Here is a 21,091-nt window from a genome sequence, read left to right as displayed (position 1 = left end):
GCTTACTTCTTTCAAATTTAGCCTTACCCATTATAATTCCTCCTTAATATTATATATTATTTAAGTAAACTGTACCGGGTGTTTCTTGAAAAGGAAACACTATATTGGAGCCCATGACCGGGATTGAACCGGTGACCTCTTGCTTACCATGCAAGTACTCTACCTACTGAGCTACATGGGCACTTAAAACTACTGTTAATTATTGTACTATGTAAGAATTTTATTGTCAATAGATAAAATTGTTAAATTCTAGGCCTCTTTAAGCTCTAATGATCTTTCTAACTTTCTTTTTACTCTCTGTAAGGCGTTATCTATAGATTTAACATGCCTTTCCAAATCCACTGCTATTTCTTGATAGGACTTCCCCTGCAAATAAGACATCAATACTTCCCATTCTAAGTCGCTTAATATTTCGCCAATTTTTGCTTCCATTCTATTTAATTCTTCACGACTTATAATGAGCTCCTCTGGATCAGTAATTTTAGCTCCTGATAATACATCCATCAATGTTCTATCAGAATCCTCATCATATATAGGCTTATTTAAAGATACATAGGAATTTAAAGGAATATGTTTCTGCCTAGTAGCTGTTTTAATTGCAGTAATAATCTGTCTAGTTATGCAAAGTTCAGCAAATGCCCTGAACGAAGCCAGCTTGTCCTCTCTAAAATCCCTAACAGCCTTATACAAACCTATCATACCTTCTTGAATTATGTCTTCTTTATCTGCTCCTATTAAAAAATAACTTCGAGCTTTAGCTCTTACAAAGTTTTTATACTTTTTTATAAGGTATTCTAAAGCTTGAGCATCCCCGTCCTTAGCTTTCTTTACTATCTCTTCATCTTCCATAAAGTGATAATCAATAGTGTATAATTCAGAAAGTTTCTTTTGTACTGTTAACCCCACAAATATCGCCTCCAGATAATCGTTGAAAATCTCAGACTTACATACTCATTATATATGAATGATAACATTACAGTCAAGAAATTTACTGATTTCTTCTCATTTTTTCAAATTTTTTCAAAATTTCTTTATCTAACCTACCACTTAGTAAATCATCTTCTTCTCTGGTCGTTTTCTTACTTTTCTGTCTTTTTATTGCTCTTTTAACGTTATTTACTTCAATTTCTAGTTCTCTAGCTGATATCCTTGTCCCACCTCTGCCTAAAACAACTTGCTGCTCTACCCAGTCAGATGTAGCTACCCTTACAGTTTTGTTTCTACCCATAGAGTCTAATTTATTCTCTATATAACTATCAGCGGTTTGCCTTTCTTTTGTATATACAACTGTTAGACCATATACTCTTTCTTCTTTTTGATTGCTTCCTTTCACTAGGTGGGCATCAAACACTATGATAACCTCAATTCCAGTAAAAGATTGATACTCTGCCATAGTTTCAATAAGCTCAGATCTTGCAGAATCTAAGCTTATTTTACTAATAGATTTTAAGCTCTGCCATCCATTAATGATATTGTAACCATCTACAAAAAGATATTCTTTTTTCTTTGCACTCATTTTATTTTTTCATTCCCCGCTGTCTTAATACATCATACATAATAATCGATCCAGCTACAGATGCATTAAGGGAGGAAACATTACCTTTCATTGGTATTCTAACTAGTACATCACATTTTTCTTTAACTAATCTACTCATTCCACTACCTTCACTCCCGATGACTACACCAATAGGTCCAGTTAGATTAGTATTATAATAATTTTCTTCACCAGACATATCAGCTCCATATATCCAAATCCCCTTTTCTTTTAATACATCTATTATACTAGCTATATTTGGAACCTTTACTACGGGCATATATTCTATTGCCCCAGCAGAAGTTTTACCTACAGTTGCAGTTAATCCAACAGAGCGTCTTTTAGGAATAATAATACCATGAGCCCCTACACATTCTGCAGTTCTCATAATAGATCCTAGATTATGGGGATCTTTAATTTCATCTAAAATAATAATAAAAGGATCTTCTTCTCTCTCTTTTGCTATTTTAAGTATATCTTCTAAATTCTTGTAACTATGGGAAGATACTAAAGCAATTACTCCTTGATGAGACTGAGTATCAGCCATAGATTGCAGCTTATTTTTATGGACATACTGAGTTACTATGCCTCTATCTTTAGCTATTTGTTTAATTTTAATTATGGATCCAGATTTGTTTCCTTCTTCTATAAATATCTTTTCTATATCTCTTCCAGCTTTCAGAGCCTCCATAACAGGATTTCGTCCTTCTATATATCCCGTATTATCCATATTATTCCCTCCTCAGTGTTCCTTCGTTTTCTATAATCATGCTAAATATTTCCTCTATTCTATTCTGTCTTTTTAATAGATATAAATAACCCACTAAAGCTTCAAAGCCTGTTGCATACCTATAATCAGTTATGTTTGCATTTTTAGGTACAGTACCTGATTTTGTATTTCTTCCTCTTTTAACTATTGAGACTTCTTCCTCAGTTAGTTTATCCATTATTTCATGAATTATATTAGATTGCGCCTCTGCTTTCACAAACCCAATAGCTTTTTTATGAAGATCATTTACAGACACCTTTTTATTTTCTAAGAGGTGAGTTCTGATAAAAACCTCATAAACAGCATCTCCTACATAGGCCAGTTGAAGAGGAGAGAGCATACTCACCTCTCTAACTGTCCAATCTCTCTTTTCTAATTCTTTATTATCTACATTTGTTTTTTCCATTTGGTACCTTCCTTAGTATCTTCTAATATGATACCTTTTTCTTTTAAACTATCTCTAATTTCATCAGCTAATGCATAGTCTTTATTATTTCTTGCATCTATCCTTTTTTGGATAAGATTTAATATTTCCTCTTCCAATATTTCCTCACCTTTGTATAATAAGCCCATTATATTACTTAATTCCATTAATATATCATAAGTGAATTTTATAACTTCCTTAGGCGTATCTGCATTTAAGTTAGTATTGGAATACTTGATTAGTTCAAATATTTTCGATAGTGCATCTGCGGTGTTTAAATCATCTTCCATACTTTGTATAAATTTAACTTTAAATTCTTTAATATCATCTATAGTGTTGTTATCTTTTTCTTGTAAGTTCTTTTCCTTAGAATTATCTAATATATATTTTAAATGATTTTTACCATTATAAAGTCTTTCAAGACCATTTTTAGATTGATTTAAGATATCTCTACTAAAGTTTATAGGACTTCTATAATGACTAGATAAAATAAAGTACCTTACTACCTCTAAATCATATTCTTTACTAACTCCTCTTACAGTAAAGAAATTAGCTTTTGATTTAGACATTTTTATATCTTCTACATTTATCATTGCATTATGAAGCCAATAATTAGCAAAAGGTTTACTCGTCAAACTTTCACTTTGAGCTATTTCATTCTCATGATGAGGGAATTCTAAATCATGCCCTCCTGCATGGATATCTATAGTATCTCCTAAATATTTTCTTGCCATTACAGAACATTCTATATGCCATCCTGGTCTTCCTTCACCCCAAGGACTTTCCCACGCAGGTTCTCCTTCTTTTTTGCTTTTCCATAGGGTAAAGTCAATTGGATTTCTTTTTTCTTCATTTACTCCTATTCTTGCTCCTGATTCTAATTGTTCTATATTCTTATTAGATAATTTTCCATAATTCTTTACTTTACTAATATCGAAATATACATCTCCATTAACACTATAAGCATATCCTTTTTCTTCTAATTCTTTTATAAACTCTATTATTTCTACAATGTTTTCAGTAGCTCTAGGATGTATAGTCTCCCCCTCTAATAAGTGTAGATTTTTTGCATCTTGATAATATTCTTCTATAAATGTGTCTGCAATTTCTTTAACTGTTTTATTCTCTTCTTTTGCTTTAGTTATCATTTTATCATCTATATCAGTAAAGTTAACAAGATATTCTACATTATACCCCTTAGATTTTAAATGCCTTCTCATTACATCAAATATTATTAATGGTCTTGCATTACCAACATGAATATAATTATATACTGTAGGTCCACATACATACATTGTAACCTTATCCTTGTTAATTGGATTAAATTCTTCTTTTTTTCTTGTTAATGTATTATATAATTTCATTTTCCATCCTCCTTATTATTTAATTTTTCTTCTAACATTCTTATTCTATTTTGCATACATGTTAATTGATCAGATATAGGGTCTGGTAATTTCACTTGATCTAAGTCAATATCTTCTATAGATGTGACTTTACTTCTTATAACTACTCTTCCTGGTACACCTACTATTGTAGCATAACTTGGTACTTCTTTTAATACAACAGCTCCAGATCCTATCTTTGCATGATCATGTACTTTAAAAGGACCTAACACCTTTGCTCCACTACTTATTACCACATTATTCCCTATAGTAGGATGTCTCTTTCCACTCTGTTTCCCTGTTCCGCCCAAGGTAACTCCTTGATATATAGTTACATCATTACCTATTTCGGCAGTCTCTCCAATTACTACTCCCATCCCATGATCTATAAATACTCTCTTCCCTATCTTAGCTCCAGGATGAATTTCTATTCCTGTGAAAAATCTAGTAATCTGAGATATTATTCTAGCAATTAAAAAAAAGCCTTTACTATGTAACCAATGGGCTATTCTATGAGATAGCATAGCGTGTAACCCTGGGTAACATAATATTATTTCAAAAATACTTTTTGCAGCGGGATCTCTTTCATGTATAGTTTTTATATCTTCCTTAATACCTCCAAACATTACCCTCATCCTTCTTTCTACTACTTAAATATATTAAATTCTTATAAACATCTCTTTTCTTCTGCAATTTTTTTTATAAAAAAATAAACCGTCTCTATAATTATAGAGACGATTTATTCGCGGTTCCACTCTAATTGAACTGTAAAGTTCCTCTTAAAAGCTATAACGGAGCCACCGGCTTACTCTACTGAGCTTTCAAATAAGCAGTTCAAAGGTGCATTTTCAATCTAAACTTACCATAATCCCTTTCAGCCAGGAGGATTATTCTCTATAGGTGTTTTTAGATTTACTTTTCCTTTTCAACACTTTTATTTATTTAAAATATTATTTTCTACATATTGTATGCGATTAAGTATATTTTGTTTACCTAATACTAAAATTATACTTACCATTTCTGGACCGTGTAGCTGACCTGTTAGTATTGCTCTTATAGGCATAAAAAGGTTTTTCCCCTTAACCTTGGTTTTCTTTTGAATCTTTTTGATAACTCCTGCTGCAAATTCTTCATCTATTTCTTCAATTTCTTCTAATTCTTCTCTAAATGCCGCTAGTAAACTAGGTACCTGTTCACCTTTTAAAGTATCCACTACTTCATCATCTTCAGGAGATACTTCAGAGTCAAAATATAGTTCTACTTTCTCTGTTATTTCTGCAATATAGGATAAGTTCTCTTTAACAGTAGATACCATCGTTTTAATCCAATCATATCTATCTTCTACATCTTTATCACTAATATAATTAGCATCAATTAGATATGGTATAGCTAGATTTGTTATTTTTTCAAGACTAGCCTCTCGTATATACTGCCCATTTATCCAATTTAGTTTATCCTTATCAAATACTCCTCCAGCTTTAGAGACTCTATCAAAGGAGAATTCTTTTATTAGATCTTCCATAGAGAATATCTCTTCATTACTTTCAGGACTCCAGCCAACTAATGCTAAGTAATTATCTAAGGCTTCTGGAAGATATCCTTTGTCTTTAAAATCAGTTACAGATACATCTCCTTGTCTTTTACTTAATTTCTTTTTATCCTTGTTAAGTACTGTAGGAAGATGAACATATGTTGGAGCTTCCCAACCAAAAGTTTCAAACATAAATACATGTTTAGGAGTAGATGGAAGCCATTCTTCCCCTCTAACCACATGAGAAATTTCCATTAAATGATCATCAATTACTACAGCAAAGTGATATGTTGGGAATCCATCAGATTTCATTAGTACTTGATCATCCATGTCATTTGTATTTATAGTAACTTTTCCTCTAACTAAATCATTAAATTCTATATTTTTATTAGCAGGCAACTTAAGCCTAACTACATACTCTTCACCATTAGCTATTCTTTCTTTAGCCTCATGAATATCTATACTTCTACAATATCCGTCATATTTTGGAACTTTACCTTCAGCTTTTTGTTGTTCTCTAACCTTATCCAATCTATCTTTTGAACAGAAACAATAATAAGCATGACCCTTCTCTATAAGTTCATCAATATATTTTTTATAGATATCTAATCTCTCTGATTGCACATAAGGACCATATTCACCTTTTTGTACTACTTTACCATCTTCAACAAATACACCCTCATCATGTTTTATACCTGCCCATTCCATAGATTCTATGAGATTTTCAATAGCACCCTCTACAAATCTTGTTCTATCTGTATCCTCAATTCTCAATATATATTTCCCTTTAGTGTTTCTAGCAAATAAAAAATTATATAATGCTGTTCTTAAGCTTCCTATATGTACAAATCCCGTAGGACTGGGAGCAAACCTTACTCTAATATCACTCATTAATATACCCTCCATTGTTATATACTATTTTCTATATAATTGCCGATAGTCATTCTATTATAGTTAATTATTATATACCACATCTATGTGGGTATCAAGTATACATTTATATAAATCATATTACCCTCATCAATAGAAAGAAAACTAGTAGTATCAATATAATGTGAAGCACCCACCAATGTCCTGATAAAAAACTAAATTTATGAACTTTTTTCTTATTGTTTATTTTCAAAATAAATCCTCCTTACCTTAGCTTACTAACCATATTATCTGTTACTTAATGATTAATATTCTTTATAATTCTACTAAAAAAAACCCAGGATATCCTGGGTTTTCATTAAATGCGTAAACCTTGTCTTTCAAAAAGATTCTTAACATTTTCAAATACTTCATCAGTTTTTATGTTTTTCTTCTCTTCTTCTCCCCTTATGGAAAATTCAACTATACCATCTTTAGCATCTCTACCTACTGTAACTCTTAAAGGTATACCTATAAGCTCCGCATCAGTAAATTTAACTCCAGGTCTTTCTTTTCTATCATCTAATATTACTTCTATTCCTCTATCTAATAATTCTTCATAAAGTTTTTGACCTAATTCCATTTGATCTTCTTTTTTAGGATTTATTATAGTAACTATTACATGGTAAGGTGCCACAGATAAAGGCCATATTATACCTTTTTCATCATGGCTCTGCTCAACTATTGCAGCCATGGTTCTAGTTATACCAATACCATAAGAACCCATTACAAATTTTTGAGCTTTTCCATTTTCGTCAAGAAAAGTAGCATTTAGACCATCACTATATTTAGTTCCTAATTGGAATATATTACCTACTTCTATCCCTCTATCAATAGCTAACTCAGCTTCACATTTAGGACATTTATCTCCTAATTTCACCAATAACAAATCATCTACTTCTTCTCCAATAAAGTCTTCTGTATTAACATTTTTTATATGATAATCAGTTTTATTCGCTCCAATAATAAAGTTTTTCATATCCTTTATACGAGAATCCATTAAAATTCTTACATCTTGGTGAATACCTATTGGACCTGCAAATCCTACCTCTGCCCTAGTAACCTTCTTTATATTATCCTCATCTAATAATTCCAACTCATGTTCTGGAATATTTAAGTAATTTATAAGTTTAGTTTCATTTAGTTCTCTATCTCCTGGCAGAAGTACGGCTATGATATCTTCTTTGGCTTTATACAATAATGTCTTTACAAAGTTCGAAGCTTCGATATTGAAGAATTTCACAAGTTCTTCTATAGTCTTAGTATTAGGAGTATGAACTTCCTCCCTTTCTAATGAATAATTTACAGAACTTTTTACATCATATACCACCTGTGCCTTTTCATCAGTGGCGGAATAGTCACAGTCATTACAATATGCTATTGCACTTTCACCTACGTCACTCATTGCCATGAACTCATGAGAATCTCCGTTTCCCATAGCTCCAGCATCTCCTTCTACTACCCTAAAATCTAAACCGCATCTTTCAAAAGATTTTTCATAAGCCTTCCACATATCCATATAGCTAGTATTCATACCTTCTAAATCTTTATCAAAGCTATATGCATCTTTCATAATGAATTCTCTTGACCTCATAAGTCCAAATCTAGGTCTCTTTTCATCTCTATATTTAGTTTGAATTTGATATATATTCATAGGTAATTGTTTATAGGATTTTAATTCATTTCTGATAAGATCAGTGAATATTTCTTCATGGGTTGGTCCAAGACAAAATTCTCTACCATGTCTGTCATTAAGTCTAAACATCTCAGGTCCAAAGTCAGCCCATCTACCAGATTCTTCCCATAATTCTTTTGGTTGGATAGCTGACATTAAAACTTCTTGACTGCCTGCTCTATCCATTTCTCCCCTAACTATTTGTTCTATTTTATTAATTACTCTAAATCCTAAAGGCAAATAAGAGTATACTCCTGAAACTAGCTTCCTCATCATTCCTGCCCTTAATAACAATTGATGACTAGCTATCTCAGCCTCTGATGGAACTTCTCTTAATGTAGGCATATACATATTTGACATTTTCATAATTAAAACTCCCTTTCAATTATATTAGATTAATTTCCTGCAATAAAAAAACCGCCCCTAAAAAGGGACGGATTATTCCGCGGTACCACCCTAGTTGACCAAAAGGCCCACTTACACATATAACGGTCAACCCGTAGACTGTTAAGTCTAAGCTCAAGGACGGGTTCAATATTCAGAGGAATAAAAATCTCACAGCCAAGGATTTTCTCTCTTAAATTCATAAATATTTACTATTTCCTATCAATGCATTTTAATCTTTAATTTTAATATATATTACTAAACTTTATTTATATTGTCAATAAAAAGTATATCTAATACTTCTGTATTTATTATATCTTATTTATTTATTAATAAACATACTGCTTGAGAAGATATTCCCTCTTCTCTACCTTCAAATCCTAATTTTTCAGTAGTTGTAGCTTTAATATTTATATTTTCAATAGAGGTATTTAAAACCCCTGCAATTCTTTCTCTCATCTTTTCAATGAAAGGTGCCATCTTTGGCCTTTGAGCTACTATAACCGCATCTATATTACCAATATAATAATTCCTATCATTCATATTATTATAAACAGTCTTCAATAGATCCATACTATCTATATCTTTAAATTCCTCACTAGTATCTGGGAAGTGTTTTCCAATATCTCCTAGACCTAATGCACCCAATATACTATCCATTATAGCATGAATTAACACATCAGCATCAGAATGTCCTAATAATCCTTTGGAGTAATCTATTTTTACACCACCTATAATTAAGTCTCTATCTTCAACTAATTTATGAACATCATACCCTATACCAATTTTCATTACATCACCTCTATTTGATAAAAGCTTCTCCTATTATAACATCTTCTGGAGTAGTTATTTTTATATTTTTATAGCTTCCTATTATCATCTTTACACTATGTCCATAATATTCTACTAACATACTATCATCAGTAACCTCTATATCTTCTTCTATCCCTCTATTATAACAATTTAAAATTAATTCATATGAAAACCCTTGGGGTGTTTGTACTGCCCATAATCCTTTTCTATTAGGAGTACTTACAATAGTGTTGTCTTCTTTTACCTTTTTTATTGTGTCCTTTACAGGCACTCCAACAACTATTGCATTATTTTGTAGTGCTTCCTTTATTGCATCATTTATTATTTCATCTGTAACAAATGGTCTAGCTCCATCATGTATTAGAACTATACCTGTATTTTCACTAACTTTTTTCAATCCATTAAATACAGAGTCTCTTCTTTCATTTCCTCCAGCTACAACATCTTTAACCTTTTTAAATTTATACTTTTTTATAATATTTTCCTTACAAAAATCTATTTCATCTTCCTTGGCAACAATTATTATTTCATCAACATATTTATTATTATCAAATCGTTCAATAGTCCAGGCTAATATAGCCTTTCCTTTTAATTCAATATATTGTTTATTAATATCCTTATTCATTCTCTTACCCATTCCAGCTGCTGGAATAACTATCGAAACTTTCTTTGTATTATAAGACATCTTTTCACCTCAATATAATTATAACATAAGATAAAAAAACTACCTACAAGGCAGTTTTTTTATAACTATATAGCTTTAGAAAATATCTTTGGATTGACGTTTCTAATATCATCTGAAACAGTACTGAATTTTTCAAAGTTCTGAATAAAAGCTTTTGCTAATTCCCTGGCTTTTTGAAAATATTCCTCTGTATTTCCCCATGTACTTGAGGGATCTAAAATATCCTTAGGTACATTTTTACACTCTGTAGGTATAGATAAATTAAATATCGGATCCTTAATATACTTTATATTATCTAGTTCTCCAATTAATGCAGCTTTAACCATTGCCCTTGTATATTCAAGCTTCATCCTATTTCCTTCTCCGTAGCTTCCTCCGGTCCAACCTGTATTTACTAAAAATACATTTGTATTATACTTTTCTATTTTTTCCCCTAGGATTTTTGCATATACCTGAGGCTTTAAAAGCATAAAAGGTTCTCCAAAGCAAGATGAAAATGTTGCTTTAGGTTCTACTATGCCTCTTTCAGTCCCTGCAAGTTTACTAGTATACCCTGACATAAAATGATACATAGCTTGTTCTTTTGTAAGCTTTGATATAGGTGGTAATACTCCTGTAGCATCAGCAGTTAAGAAAATAATCGTATTAGGTATTCCACCTTCTCCCTCAAGTATAGCTTCTTCAATATGCTCTACTGGAAAAGCTGCTCGAGTATTTTCTGTATATTTATCGTTATCATAATCTGGTTCTTTAGTGTCTTTATCAATGACAACATTTTCTAATATAGCTCCTCTTTTTATAGCATTAAATATCTGAGGCTCCTTTTTATGGGAAAGATTTATACACTTTGCATAACATCCTCCTTCAAAATTAAAAATACCATTATCCGTCCATCCATGCTCATCATCACCTATTAATCTCCTGTTTTCATCTGCTGATAAAGTAGTTTTTCCAGTGCCTGATAATCCAAAAAACAAAGCCACATCATTATTCTCTCCTACATTAGCTGAACAGTGCATAGGAAGTACATCTTTAAAAGGTAATAAATAATTCATTATAGTAAATATAGATTTCTTTATTTCTCCACTATATTTTGTTCCTCCAATAAGAACTATTTTTTTCTCAAAACTTATTATAACAAATGCCTCTGAATTTGTACCATCAACCTTCGGATTACTCATCAGATTTGGTAAGGCTATAACAGTGAATTCAGGTTTAATACTTCCTCTTTCTTCTTCCTTAGGTTTTATAAACATTTGTTGTGCAAATAGATTTTGATATGCAAATTCATTTACTACTCTAATGGGCATTCTATAGTTAGAATCTGAACCTACATAACCTTCAAATATGAATATCTCTTTATCATTTATATAGTTTATAGCCTTATCAAATAACCTTTCAAATTTGTATGAAGAAGTAGGCTGATTAGTATTATTCCAATTAATATAGTCATGTACTAATGGTTCATCTACAATAAATCTATCCTTTGGAGATCTTCCAGTGTATTTTCCAGTATTAATACTTAATGCACCATTCTTAGCTAAATCACCTTCTCCTTTTGCTACTGAAATATTTATTAATTCATCCTGTGATAAATTAAAGTATGCTTTATTAGATTTTAATATATGATAGTCAATCAACTTATTAACGTTATACAAAATAAGTTCCCCCTTCAAAATAGTATGTATTTATTTATTATTCTTGATATATTATAACACAATATAATATATACGCTATACTATTTTAAAGAAAATTATATTTTTTATAATTATATGAAACTGACTTTTTTAAATATTAAAAAAAGCCCCTGACTTTTAGTCAGAGACTTGATTTACCCCGCGCGATCAATCATATATTTGGGCTTTGCAAATATCATCCTTCCTGCAGCAGTCTGCAACACACTAGTAACCATAACACTTAATGTTTCTCCTATATGCTTGCGACCACTATCTACAACTATCATAGTTCCATCATCTAAATAAGCAACACCTTGACCAGATTCCTTACCATCTTTTATAACTTGAACGATCATTTCTTCTCCTGGAAGAACTACTGGTTTAACAGCATTAGCCAACTCATTTATATTTAATACTTCTACTCCATGAAACTCAGCAACTTTATTTAAGTTGTAATCATTAGTTACAACCATACCTTCTAAGACTTGCCCTAATTTTAATAATTTACTATCTACTTCATTAATTTCTTCAAAATCTTTTTCGTATATCATCACTTCTATATCTAGTTCTTTTTGTATTTTATTTAGTATGTCTAATCCCCTTCTACCTCTATTTCTTTTTAAGGAATCAGAAGAATCAGCTATATGTCTTAGTTCTTCTAATACAAACTCTGGGATAACCAATGGACCTTCTACAAAACCAGTCTTACAGATATCTGCAATTCTTCCATCGATTATTACACTAGTATCAAGTACTTTTGGTTTAACTCTTGACTTAGAAGAAGTCATTGTTTTATCCTTTACATTACTTCTTTTAAAAATACTAAAAAGTCCTGCAAAGTCCTCTCTCTTCTTAGTTGCTACATTTATCCCAAGATATCCAAATAATAAATATAATAGCACAGAAACAGGAACTGTAAGATAAGGAATATCTAGATTAAATATAGGTAGACTTGTTAAATAGGCTATTATTAGCCCTACAATAAGCCCTACTGCTCCTAATATTATGTCTGAGCCTGGTATTCTTTGTAATTCAACTTCCACGCTAGATCCTATAAAGTCACCTATTTTCATGATTCTTGGAGATAATATAAATACTATAATTCCCATTAAAATACTAATAAAAATATAACTAAAGCTTTCATAATTTGTTCCTTCGATAAATTTCAAAAGTTCCAAGCTCTCAAGCGTCACTACCAACCCATAGCCTAAAAGAACTCCTAATAGAGTCAAAATAACTCTCACAATTTTATTTACCAAACACTTCACCTCCTATCTTATAGTTATGTCCAAATAACATAATTTATATAACTTATTTACCACTCTTAGACTATCTTAAGCATAAAGCGATTAATAATTTACAAAAAAATATGATATTTAAACTAAAAATAACTATAAGCATAAAAATTTTTACATGTATATTTAAAAATAAAGCGTCTATAATAGACGCTACTTAACTATATCTTCTATTAAATCCTCTGCCTGGTGTTCATCTATATTTTTAGCCAATACTATTTCACTAATAAGCATTTGTTTAGCATTGTTTAGCATTTTTCTCTCTCCAGTGGAAAGCCCTTTTTCCCTATCTCTAATAATAAGATTTCTTACAACATTAGCTATTTCATAAATATCTCCACTCTTAATCTTGTCCATATTAGCTCTATATCTTCTATTCCAATTTTGAGGCATCTTAGTCTCATCATCACCTAGTACAGCTAAAACTTGTTCTACTTCATCTAAATTGATTACTTCTCTTATACCTATATCTTCTATATTATCCATAGGAACCATAACCTTCATTTCTCCCATAGGCATTTTCATAACATAATATTTTCTTTTTTCCCCTAGTATTTCTTTTTCTTCTATCCCCTCAATGATTCCCGCTCCATGCATAGGATAAACAATTTTGTCTCCAATATTAAACATCGCAAAACCCTCCCGTATTATAAAAAAGCTTATAAAGATAGTATACAATATTATACCTGAGATGTCAAATTTAATATTTTACCATATGTATTCAAACATTGTCAACTAAATTCGATATTAGTTGTGTGATTTCTTCCATGTTATTTTCATTATATATGTCTATCTAACAAAGATTGTTCTTGAAATCTTCTCAAGCCATCCTTTATAGTTCTAGCTCTTATTTCTCCTATTCCCTCTACTTCATCTAGATCCTTAGTGCTGGCTTTTAGTATATCTTGAAAAGTATCAAAATTAGAAATTAAGTTCTCTAAAACATTAGAAGGCAGTCTAGGAATTCTATTTAAGATTCTATACCCTCTAGGACATATACCCTGCTCTAAGGAATTTATATCATAATCATATCCTAATATATAGGCAATATTTTGAGCTTCTAGTAAATCTTCAGAAGTTAATTCCTTTATTTCGTTTCTTACATCTTCAAAGCTACATTCTTCTTCTCTTCTTTCATAATCCATTATTACATATAGCCCATCTTCTTCTACATTATTAGTAAGTTCCTCTAACTGCATACTAATAAGTCTTCCTTCATTTCCTAATTCCAATATGTATTTCTCTATTTCCACTACTATCCTTCTAACCATTTCTGTTCGTTGAAGAACCTTTGTAACATCAAATACTGTCACTAAATCTTCAAACTCTAATGCACTTAGATTTGTCATTGTTTGATTTAGCACTACTTTATATTTTTCTAAAGTTTGTATAGCTTGATTAGCTTTATTTAAAATATCACTTACCTCTCTAATAACGTATTTATTATCTCCTTTATAAAGAGTAATTATATTTCTACGTTGAGATATTGATATAACTAATTGTTTAGTCTGTTTAGCTACTCTTTCTGCTGTTCTATGTCTGATTCCAGTTTCATTAGATATGATATCAAAGTTAGGTACTAATTGAGCATTGGCATAAAGGATTTTTGAACAACTATGATTAAGTACAATTGCTCCATCCATTTTTGCCAATTCATATAAATAAGAGGGTATAAATTCACTGTCAATATTAAAACCCCCATCTACAATTCCCATTACCTCATCACTATCTCCAATTACAATTAAAGCTCCTGTTTTAGCTCTTACTATATTCTCTAAAGCCTCTCTTAATTTGGTTCCTGGAGATACCATTTTAATAGATTCAAATATATTCTCTTTTCCTGCGTTCTGATACATAAAATTACCCTCCTAAAGCATATTCAATGGCCTCACTTATATTTTTAGCTGCTATGATTTCTATATCTATATTCTCGGTTTCTAGTCCTTTTAGATTTGAATTGGGAATAATGGCCTTTTTAAATCCAAGTTTTGAAGCCTCTAGTAGTCTTTTTTCTACTAGGGTAATCGCCCTTAATTCCCCAGTAAGTCCCACTTCACCCATAACAACTGTTTCAGTATCAACCTCTCTATCTCTAAAACTAGAAGTGATTGCACATACTATTCCTAAATCCATAGCTGGTTCTTTTATTTGTATTCCTCCAGTAATGTTAATATAACAATCCATGTTTTGAAGCTGTAAACCCGCTTTTTTCTCTAACACTGCTAACATTAAAACTACTCTATTATAATCAATCCCAGTAGCTACCCTTCTTGGCATCCCAAATGCTGTACTACTTACTAATGCTTGAATCTCTACTAACATTGGTCTAGTACCTTCCACTGAAGGAACCACTATTGTACCGGCAGAATCTAATGGTCTTCCAGTAAGAAGCATTTCAGAAGGATTTTCTACTTCAGTAAGGCCTTTATCCTTCATTTCAAAAATACCTATCTCATTTGTAGATCCAAATCTATTCTTAACTGCTCTAAGCACCCTATAGGTATGATGTCTTTCTCCTTCAAAGTATAGTACAGTATCTACCATATGTTCTAATACTCTTGGCCCAGCTATAGATCCTTGTTTTGTAACATGTCCAACGATAAAAGTAGCCATATCCTTACTCTTGGCCATATGCATTAGCTTAGATGTTATCTCTCTTACTTGACTAACACTACCTGGTGCTGATGTTATATCAGGACTATATACAGTTTGTATAGAGTCCACTATTAGAACATCTGGTTTTAAATCATCTATAACATTATCTATTAATGCCATATTAGTTTCAGCTATAATATATAAATCGTCACCTTTTACATTTAGTCTATCTGCTCGTATTTTTATTTGTTTAGATGATTCTTCTCCTGACACATAAAGAACTTTTCTATCTGCATTTGATAAATTATTAGCAACTTGTATTAGCAATGTGGATTTTCCTATTCCTGGATCTCCTCCTACTAAGATAAGAGAGCCTTTAACTATTCCTCCGCCTAATACTCTATCTAATTCATTTATTTCTGTGGTAGACCTTTCTTCTTCATCAATTTTTACTTCATTCAACTTTTTATATGTAGCTGATACATCTTGAATTATTTTAACATTACTTTTTTTATCATATAATTCTTCAACTAATGTATTCCACTCATTACACCCAGGACATCTTCCCATCCATTTAGGTGTTTCATATCCACATTCTTGACATACAAACTTGCTTTTTATTTTAGCCAAGGATAATCCCCCCCTAGTTATTAAGTATATCCATTTATTATTATCATTTATTCTTATTTTGATCTAAATATTGACATAATAATATATTATTCTTATTTATATTACATCTTAACATATTTTCAAAAATAAATAGCGATAAAACTAGAAGTTTTATCGCTATTCACCTATTCTTTTTTAAAAATTAATTCTTCGCCTTCTAAATCTACCATTATATTATCATTCTTAGAAAGCTCTCCTTTTAATATTTCCTCTGATAGTTTATCTTCTATCATTTTTCTTATTGATCGCTCTAATGGTCTAGCTCCATATTTAGGATCAAAGCCTGTTTTTCCTATATACTCTTTAGCTTTATCGCTAACCTTGATATTAATATTAAGTTTGCCTAACCTCTTTTCTAAGTCTTCCATCATTAATTCAACTATCTCATTTATATGTTCTTGACTTAATGAATGGAACACAATAACTTCATCTATTCTATTTAGAAACTCCGGTCTAAAACTTCTTCTTAATTCTTCCATCACATTATCTTTCATCTTTTCATATTCAGCTTTTTCTTCATCTTGAGGTGCTGCAAATCCTAAAGCTTTTTGTTTTTTGATGGTACTTGCACCTACATTTGATGTCATTATAACTACTGTATTTTTAAAATCCACCATTCTTCCCTTAGAATCAGTAAGACGACCATCATCTAATAATTGAAGAAGTATATTAAATACATCAGGATGAGCCTTTTCTATTTCATCAAATAATATCACTGAATATGGCTTCCTTCTAACCTTCTCTGTTAATTGACCGCCTTCATCATATCCTACATATCCTGGAGGTGATCCAACTAATCTAGATACAGAATGTTTTTCCATATACTCTGACATATCTATTCTTATCATTGCATCCTCATCACCAAACAATGAATCTGCTAAAGCTTTAGATAATTCTGTTTTTCCTACTCCAGTAGGTCCTAAAAAGATAAATGAACCTATAGGTTTCTTAGGATCCTTAAGACCCACTCTAGCCCTTCTAACTGCATTAGATACAGCCTTAATTGCTTGCTCTTGTCCTATTACCCTTTTATGAAGAATATCTTCTAATTTTAATAACCTCTCTGATTCTTCTACAGTCATTTTCTTTACTGGAATTCCAGTCCATGTAGATAAAACATGAGCTATTTCTTCATATCCTACTTCACTAGATTTTGTTCGTTTATCCTTGTTCCATTTATCTTTTTTCTCATCTAATTCATTTTTTAAATTCTTTTCTTCATCTCTAAGTTTAGCAGCATGTTCATAATTTTGAGTACTAATTGCTTCTTCTTTTTCTTGAGATAATTCTTCTAGTCTTTCTTCAATATTTTTAAGATCAGGTGGAGCTGTAATAGATTGAATTCTTACTCTCGATGCAGCTTCATCTATTAAATCAATAGCTTTGTCTGGTAGATGTCTATCTGTAATATATCTATCCGATAATTCTGCAGCAGCTTTTAATGCCTCATCAGTAATCTTCACTCTATGATGAGCTTCGTATCTATCTCTTAATCCTTCTAGAATTTTTATTGTATCTTTAACTGAAGGGGCCTCTACTACTATTGGTTGGAATCTTCTTTCTAATGCTGCATCTTTCTCTATATGCTTCTTATATTCATCAAGAGTTGTAGCCCCTATTGCTTGAAGTTCTCCCCTAGCTAATGCGGGTTTTAATATGTTAGAAGCATCTATTGCCCCTTCTGCGGCTCCAGCTCCTATTATAGTATGCATCTCATCAATAAATATGATTACATCACCAGATTGTCTAATTTCCTCCATTATTTTCTTAAGTCTATTTTCAAATTCTCCTCTATATTTGGCCCCCGCCACCATGGAAGCTAAATCTAAAGTAACCACTCTTTTATTTTTTAATATTTCAGGTATTTTTCCTTCAAAGATTTCTTGTGCTAAACCTTCAGCAATAGCCGTTTTACCCACTCCTGGTTCTCCTATTAACACGGGGTTGTTTTTTGTTCTTCTACTTAAAACTTGAATAACTCTCTCTATCTCCTTGCTTCTACCTATAACAGGATCTAACTTACCATCCTTAGCATAATTTGTTAAATCCCTTCCATACTGATCTAAAGTTGGAGTTTTTGACTGTGGGTTAGTTTCTTGAGAGTATGCTCCTCTACTCTGTTGTACTCCACCATTAACATTTCTTCCAAGCATTTTTACAACTTCATTTCTCACCTTACTTAGGTCAATTCCCATTGACTTAAGTAAATTGGGTGCTACACCTTCTCCTTCTTTTAATAATCCTAAAAGTATATGTTCAGTTCCTACATAGTTTTGACCAAGGTTTCTTGCCTCTAAAAAACTTAATTCAAATACTTTTTTAGTTCTTGGAGTAAAACCTAATACCTCGGTTTCTTCATTACCCTTTCCTACTCTTTTTTCTATCTCAGATTTTATTTTATTAGTATCAGCTCCAAGTTTACTTAATACATTTGCTGCTATCCCTTCGCCTTCTTTCACAATCCCTAGTAATAAATGTTCAGTTCCTACATAATTATGTTTTAGAGATTTAGCTTCTTCTTGAGCTAAAATTATTGCTTTTTGAGCCCTCTCTGTAAACCTTCCAAACATAGCCATTATTTTACCTCCTTAAATATCTAATTCTTTTCTAATAATTTCTGCTCTTTTAATATCCCTTTCTTCAGGACTTAGATTTTTATCATATTTATTTTGTACATTCGCTGGTTGAGTCTTGATGATTAGTTTATTAATAATCATTCTATCTATATTATCTATAATCTCCATCTCAATACCTAATTTAATATCAGATAATAAATCCATAGATTCTTTGGAAGTTATTATTCTAGCATTTTTAAGTATTCCCAAAGATCTATATACCTTATCCTCCATTTTTACTTTATTAGTACTATATATTTTTTCTCTAGCATGTCTTTCATTAGTAATAAGCTGTTTAACTATATTTTTAAGCTTTTGTATGATCTCTATCTCAGATTCTCCAAGGGTGGTTTGATTAGATATCTGAAATAGATTTCCCATAGCATTACTTCCTTCACCATATAATCCTCTTACAGTAAGTCCTATTTGGTTAACAGCCTGTAATATCCCATTAATTTGTTTAGTTAGTACTAAAGAAGGGAGATGTAGCATAACAGAAGCCCTCATTCCAGTGCCTATATTAGTAGGACAGGAAGTTAAGTATCCAAGTTTTTCATCAAAAGCATATTCAGTATTTATCTCGATAATATCATCCAATTTGTTTGATTCTTCCCAACATGCTTCTAAATTAAGTCCTGGATAGATAACTTGCATTCTTATATGATCTTCTTCATTGATCATTATAGTAACATTCTGATCATCCCTTAATAAAAAACCACCTATATCTTTATGTTCTAATAGTCCAGGGCTAATCAAATGTTCTTCAACTAATACTCTACTTTTAATAGGATCAATATTCTTCATATCATAGTATTTATAACTATTATTAATTTCTTCATCACCCATAATTGAGTTCTTTATTTTACTCTTAAGATCTTTTGCTGAATCAGCATCTAATTTCTGAGGAAATTTTATATTTTTTATATTCCTAGCTAGTCTTATTCTACTACTTACAACTATATCTTTATCAGCCCCATCATGATCTAACCATTTCATTAAATCACCCTCTTTCAATCTTTAATAGATTCCTTAAGATTCTTGATTTCATCCCTTAATTCTGCAGCTCTTTCAAATTCTTCTTTTTCTATAGCTTTTTCTAGATCCAGTTTAAGTTTTTTAATATCTTTCTTTATCTTCATAGATTTACCTGCTCTGCTAGGAATTTTCCCCGTATGATTGTCATGTCCATGTATCCTCTTAAATAGTGGATTCAATCTTTCCTGAAAAGACGAGTAGCATTCACTGCATCCAAATTTTCCAGTTTCCTTAAATTTTCCATAGGTCATGCCACAGACTTTACATTTTTTTGGCTCTACATAATCTATCTTCATTTTTCCATCTATTTGATTATCTAAAAGGCCAGCTAATAAATGATGGATTGAAAAAGGAGAACCTACTTCTTTCTCTTGGGCACACTTATCACATAAATGAACCTCCTTTTTGTTCCCATTTATAATTTCTGTAAAATGAATATTGGCTGGATTATGTCCACACCTCTCACATATCATAAATTTCCCTCCTATCCAATTAAAGCGATCAACATATCTTTAATTATTGTAGCTCTTAAATTGTTTTTATATCCATTTACAATAGATAAAGCTCTATCTCCTATAGCATTTTTCATAATTAAACTTTCTCTTTTTGTGATAAATCCCTTTTCTTTTAAGTTATCTATTATTGTATATGCTTTTTGTTTGGTTATTGAGTTTCCTATGCTATTTATAAGTATTTCTCTAATATCTTTGTTTTCCTTTATATTAACTCTTATTATTTTTATATACCCGCCTCCACCTCTTTTACTCTGAATAAAATACCCTTTATCAGGAGTAAACCTTGTAGCTAATACATAGTTTATCTGGGATGGAGCACAATTAAAGTACTCAGCTAATTCATTCCGTTGTATTTCTAAAATATCTTTTTCATCCTTATTCATAAGTGATAGAATGAATTTTTCTATCGTATCACTAACTATTGTCATAGAATCATCCTTTATACATCTGTTTAATTCGACTTTGACTTTGTTTGACCTTTAATATTATTATACTATCTCGTTTATTTTTTTCAACTAATGTACTTTATAAATTATACCCATATTTTCCTAAATAATATCGCGATTTTAATTTATCTTTATTTTT

Annotated in this window: 19 protein-coding genes, 1 tRNA gene and 2 other annotated features; all 20 genes read right to left on the bottom strand. The window is 31.0% G+C overall.

The window, feature by feature from the left end; all coding sequences use genetic code 11:
- Positions 1 to 105: 105 nt before the first annotated feature.
- Positions 106 to 181: transfer RNA gene (locus tag GOQ27_RS00230), tRNA-Thr, on the bottom strand.
- Between the two features lie 68 nt (positions 182 to 249).
- The gene (sigH, locus tag GOQ27_RS00225; RefSeq protein WP_203364794.1) at positions 250 to 906 is read right to left on the bottom strand and encodes an RNA polymerase sporulation sigma factor SigH; all 657 of its coding nucleotides are present in this window, start codon (positions 904 to 906) and stop codon (positions 250 to 252) included.
- Between the two features lie 82 nt (positions 907 to 988).
- On the bottom strand, positions 989 to 1,516 hold the full coding sequence (locus tag GOQ27_RS00220) for an NYN domain-containing protein (RefSeq protein ID WP_203364793.1): 528 nt from the start codon (positions 1,514 to 1,516) through the stop codon (positions 989 to 991).
- A gap of 1 nt (position 1,517) precedes the next feature.
- Positions 1,518 to 2,264 carry a 23S rRNA (guanosine(2251)-2'-O)-methyltransferase RlmB gene (gene rlmB, locus GOQ27_RS00215; RefSeq protein WP_203364792.1) on the bottom strand — a complete coding sequence of 249 codons (747 nt, stop codon included), beginning with the start codon at positions 2,262 to 2,264 and terminating at the stop codon, positions 1,518 to 1,520.
- A 1-nt stretch (position 2,265) separates the two neighbouring features.
- Positions 2,266 to 2,709 (bottom strand): Mini-ribonuclease 3, encoded by a 444-nt coding sequence (locus tag GOQ27_RS00210; protein ID WP_203364791.1) that lies wholly within the window; start codon positions 2,707 to 2,709, stop codon positions 2,266 to 2,268.
- Complete coding sequence (gene cysS / locus GOQ27_RS00205; RefSeq protein ID WP_203364790.1) at positions 2,691 to 4,091, bottom strand: cysteine--tRNA ligase; 1,401 nt, start codon at positions 4,089 to 4,091, stop codon at positions 2,691 to 2,693. The genes GOQ27_RS00210 and cysS overlap by 19 nt, the downstream gene beginning before the upstream one ends.
- A complete protein-coding gene (gene cysE, locus GOQ27_RS00200; RefSeq protein ID WP_203364789.1) occupies positions 4,088 to 4,735 on the bottom strand; it encodes a serine O-acetyltransferase in 648 nt (215 codons plus the stop codon). Before cysE ends, cysS begins: the two co-directional genes overlap by 4 nt.
- A 101-nt stretch (positions 4,736 to 4,836) precedes the next feature.
- Positions 4,837 to 5,047: a binding site (T-box leader), on the bottom strand.
- Positions 5,044 to 6,531 carry a glutamate--tRNA ligase gene (gene gltX / locus GOQ27_RS00195; RefSeq protein WP_203364788.1) on the bottom strand — a complete coding sequence of 496 codons (1,488 nt, stop codon included), beginning with the start codon at positions 6,529 to 6,531 and terminating at the stop codon, positions 5,044 to 5,046. Its footprint overlaps the feature before it by 4 nt.
- 337 nt (positions 6,532 to 6,868) lie before the next feature.
- On the bottom strand, positions 6,869 to 8,590 hold the full coding sequence (locus tag GOQ27_RS00190) for a proline--tRNA ligase (RefSeq protein ID WP_203364787.1): 1,722 nt from the start codon (positions 8,588 to 8,590) through the stop codon (positions 6,869 to 6,871).
- A gap of 60 nt (positions 8,591 to 8,650) precedes the next feature.
- Positions 8,651 to 8,843, bottom strand: a binding site (T-box leader).
- 83 nt (positions 8,844 to 8,926) lie between these two features.
- The gene (gene ispF / locus GOQ27_RS00185; protein ID WP_203364786.1) at positions 8,927 to 9,400 is read right to left on the bottom strand and encodes a 2-C-methyl-D-erythritol 2,4-cyclodiphosphate synthase; all 474 of its coding nucleotides are present in this window, start codon (positions 9,398 to 9,400) and stop codon (positions 8,927 to 8,929) included.
- Between the two features lie 10 nt (positions 9,401 to 9,410).
- The gene (gene ispD / locus GOQ27_RS00180) at positions 9,411 to 10,106 is read right to left on the bottom strand and encodes a 2-C-methyl-D-erythritol 4-phosphate cytidylyltransferase (protein WP_203364785.1); all 696 of its coding nucleotides are present in this window, start codon (positions 10,104 to 10,106) and stop codon (positions 9,411 to 9,413) included.
- A gap of 65 nt (positions 10,107 to 10,171) precedes the next feature.
- Complete coding sequence (pckA, locus tag GOQ27_RS00175) at positions 10,172 to 11,764, bottom strand: phosphoenolpyruvate carboxykinase (ATP) (RefSeq protein ID WP_203364784.1); 1,593 nt, start codon at positions 11,762 to 11,764, stop codon at positions 10,172 to 10,174.
- A 173-nt stretch (positions 11,765 to 11,937) separates the two neighbouring features.
- Positions 11,938 to 13,041: a PIN/TRAM domain-containing protein gene (locus tag GOQ27_RS00170; RefSeq protein WP_203364783.1), complete on the bottom strand. Its 1,104-nt coding sequence runs from the start codon at positions 13,039 to 13,041 to the stop codon at positions 11,938 to 11,940.
- A gap of 189 nt (positions 13,042 to 13,230) precedes the next feature.
- Positions 13,231 to 13,707 carry a CarD family transcriptional regulator gene (locus GOQ27_RS00165; protein WP_203364782.1) on the bottom strand — a complete coding sequence of 159 codons (477 nt, stop codon included), beginning with the start codon at positions 13,705 to 13,707 and terminating at the stop codon, positions 13,231 to 13,233.
- A 149-nt stretch (positions 13,708 to 13,856) separates the two neighbouring features.
- A complete protein-coding gene (gene disA, locus GOQ27_RS00160) occupies positions 13,857 to 14,933 on the bottom strand; it encodes a DNA integrity scanning diadenylate cyclase DisA (RefSeq protein ID WP_203364781.1) in 1,077 nt (358 codons plus the stop codon).
- A 4-nt stretch (positions 14,934 to 14,937) separates the two neighbouring features.
- On the bottom strand, positions 14,938 to 16,302 hold the full coding sequence (radA, locus tag GOQ27_RS00155; RefSeq protein WP_203364780.1) for a DNA repair protein RadA: 1,365 nt from the start codon (positions 16,300 to 16,302) through the stop codon (positions 14,938 to 14,940).
- A 164-nt stretch (positions 16,303 to 16,466) separates the two neighbouring features.
- On the bottom strand, positions 16,467 to 18,917 hold the full coding sequence (locus tag GOQ27_RS00150; protein ID WP_484477095.1) for an ATP-dependent Clp protease ATP-binding subunit: 2,451 nt from the start codon (positions 18,915 to 18,917) through the stop codon (positions 16,467 to 16,469).
- A gap of 12 nt (positions 18,918 to 18,929) precedes the next feature.
- The gene (locus GOQ27_RS00145; RefSeq protein WP_203364779.1) at positions 18,930 to 19,952 is read right to left on the bottom strand and encodes a protein arginine kinase; all 1,023 of its coding nucleotides are present in this window, start codon (positions 19,950 to 19,952) and stop codon (positions 18,930 to 18,932) included.
- 14 nt (positions 19,953 to 19,966) lie between these two features.
- On the bottom strand, positions 19,967 to 20,464 hold the full coding sequence (locus tag GOQ27_RS00140) for a UvrB/UvrC motif-containing protein (protein WP_203364778.1): 498 nt from the start codon (positions 20,462 to 20,464) through the stop codon (positions 19,967 to 19,969).
- Positions 20,465 to 20,475: 11 nt separating this feature from the next.
- Complete coding sequence (locus GOQ27_RS00135) at positions 20,476 to 20,934, bottom strand: CtsR family transcriptional regulator (protein ID WP_203364777.1); 459 nt, start codon at positions 20,932 to 20,934, stop codon at positions 20,476 to 20,478.
- Positions 20,935 to 21,091: the final 157 nt, after the last annotated feature.

This window comes from Anaeromonas frigoriresistens, assembly GCF_016820655.1.
GTDB lineage: Bacteria > Bacillota > Clostridia > Tissierellales > SIT17 > Anaeromonas > Anaeromonas frigoriresistens.
This window is presented reverse-complemented; position numbering and strand designations above follow the sequence as displayed.

Bases quoted from the DNA above. Each gene is read 5' to 3' on its own strand.
- cysS (WP_203364790.1), bottom strand. From the start codon at position 4,091: ATGAAATTATATAATACATTAACAAGAAAAAAAGAAGAATTTAATCCA.
- GOQ27_RS00220 (WP_203364793.1), bottom strand. From the start codon at position 1,516: ATGAGTGCAAAGAAAAAAGAATATCTTTTTGTAGATGGTTACAATATC.
- GOQ27_RS00165 (WP_203364782.1), bottom strand. From the start codon at position 13,707: ATGTTTAATATTGGAGACAAAATTGTTTATCCTATGCATGGAGCGGGA.
- GOQ27_RS00210 (WP_203364791.1), bottom strand. From the start codon at position 2,709: ATGGAAAAAACAAATGTAGATAATAAAGAATTAGAAAAGAGAGATTGG.
- GOQ27_RS00190 (WP_203364787.1), bottom strand. From the start codon at position 8,590: ATGAAAATGTCAAATATGTATATGCCTACATTAAGAGAAGTTCCATCA.
- GOQ27_RS00140 (WP_203364778.1), bottom strand. From the start codon at position 20,464: ATGATATGTGAGAGGTGTGGACATAATCCAGCCAATATTCATTTTACA.
- gltX (WP_203364788.1), bottom strand. From the start codon at position 6,531: ATGAGTGATATTAGAGTAAGGTTTGCTCCCAGTCCTACGGGATTTGTA.
- disA (WP_203364781.1), bottom strand. From the start codon at position 14,933: ATGTATCAGAACGCAGGAAAAGAGAATATATTTGAATCTATTAAAATG.
- cysE (WP_203364789.1), bottom strand. From the start codon at position 4,735: ATGTTTGGAGGTATTAAGGAAGATATAAAAACTATACATGAAAGAGAT.
- GOQ27_RS00145 (WP_203364779.1), bottom strand. From the start codon at position 19,952: ATGAAATGGTTAGATCATGATGGGGCTGATAAAGATATAGTTGTAAGT.
- GOQ27_RS00150 (WP_484477095.1), bottom strand. From the start codon at position 18,917: ATGGCTATGTTTGGAAGGTTTACAGAGAGGGCTCAAAAAGCAATAATT.
- GOQ27_RS00135 (WP_203364777.1), bottom strand. From the start codon at position 20,934: ATGACAATAGTTAGTGATACGATAGAAAAATTCATTCTATCACTTATG.
- ispF (WP_203364786.1), bottom strand. From the start codon at position 9,400: ATGAAAATTGGTATAGGGTATGATGTTCATAAATTAGTTGAAGATAGA.
- ispD (WP_203364785.1), bottom strand. From the start codon at position 10,106: ATGTCTTATAATACAAAGAAAGTTTCGATAGTTATTCCAGCAGCTGGA.
- rlmB (WP_203364792.1), bottom strand. From the start codon at position 2,264: ATGGATAATACGGGATATATAGAAGGACGAAATCCTGTTATGGAGGCT.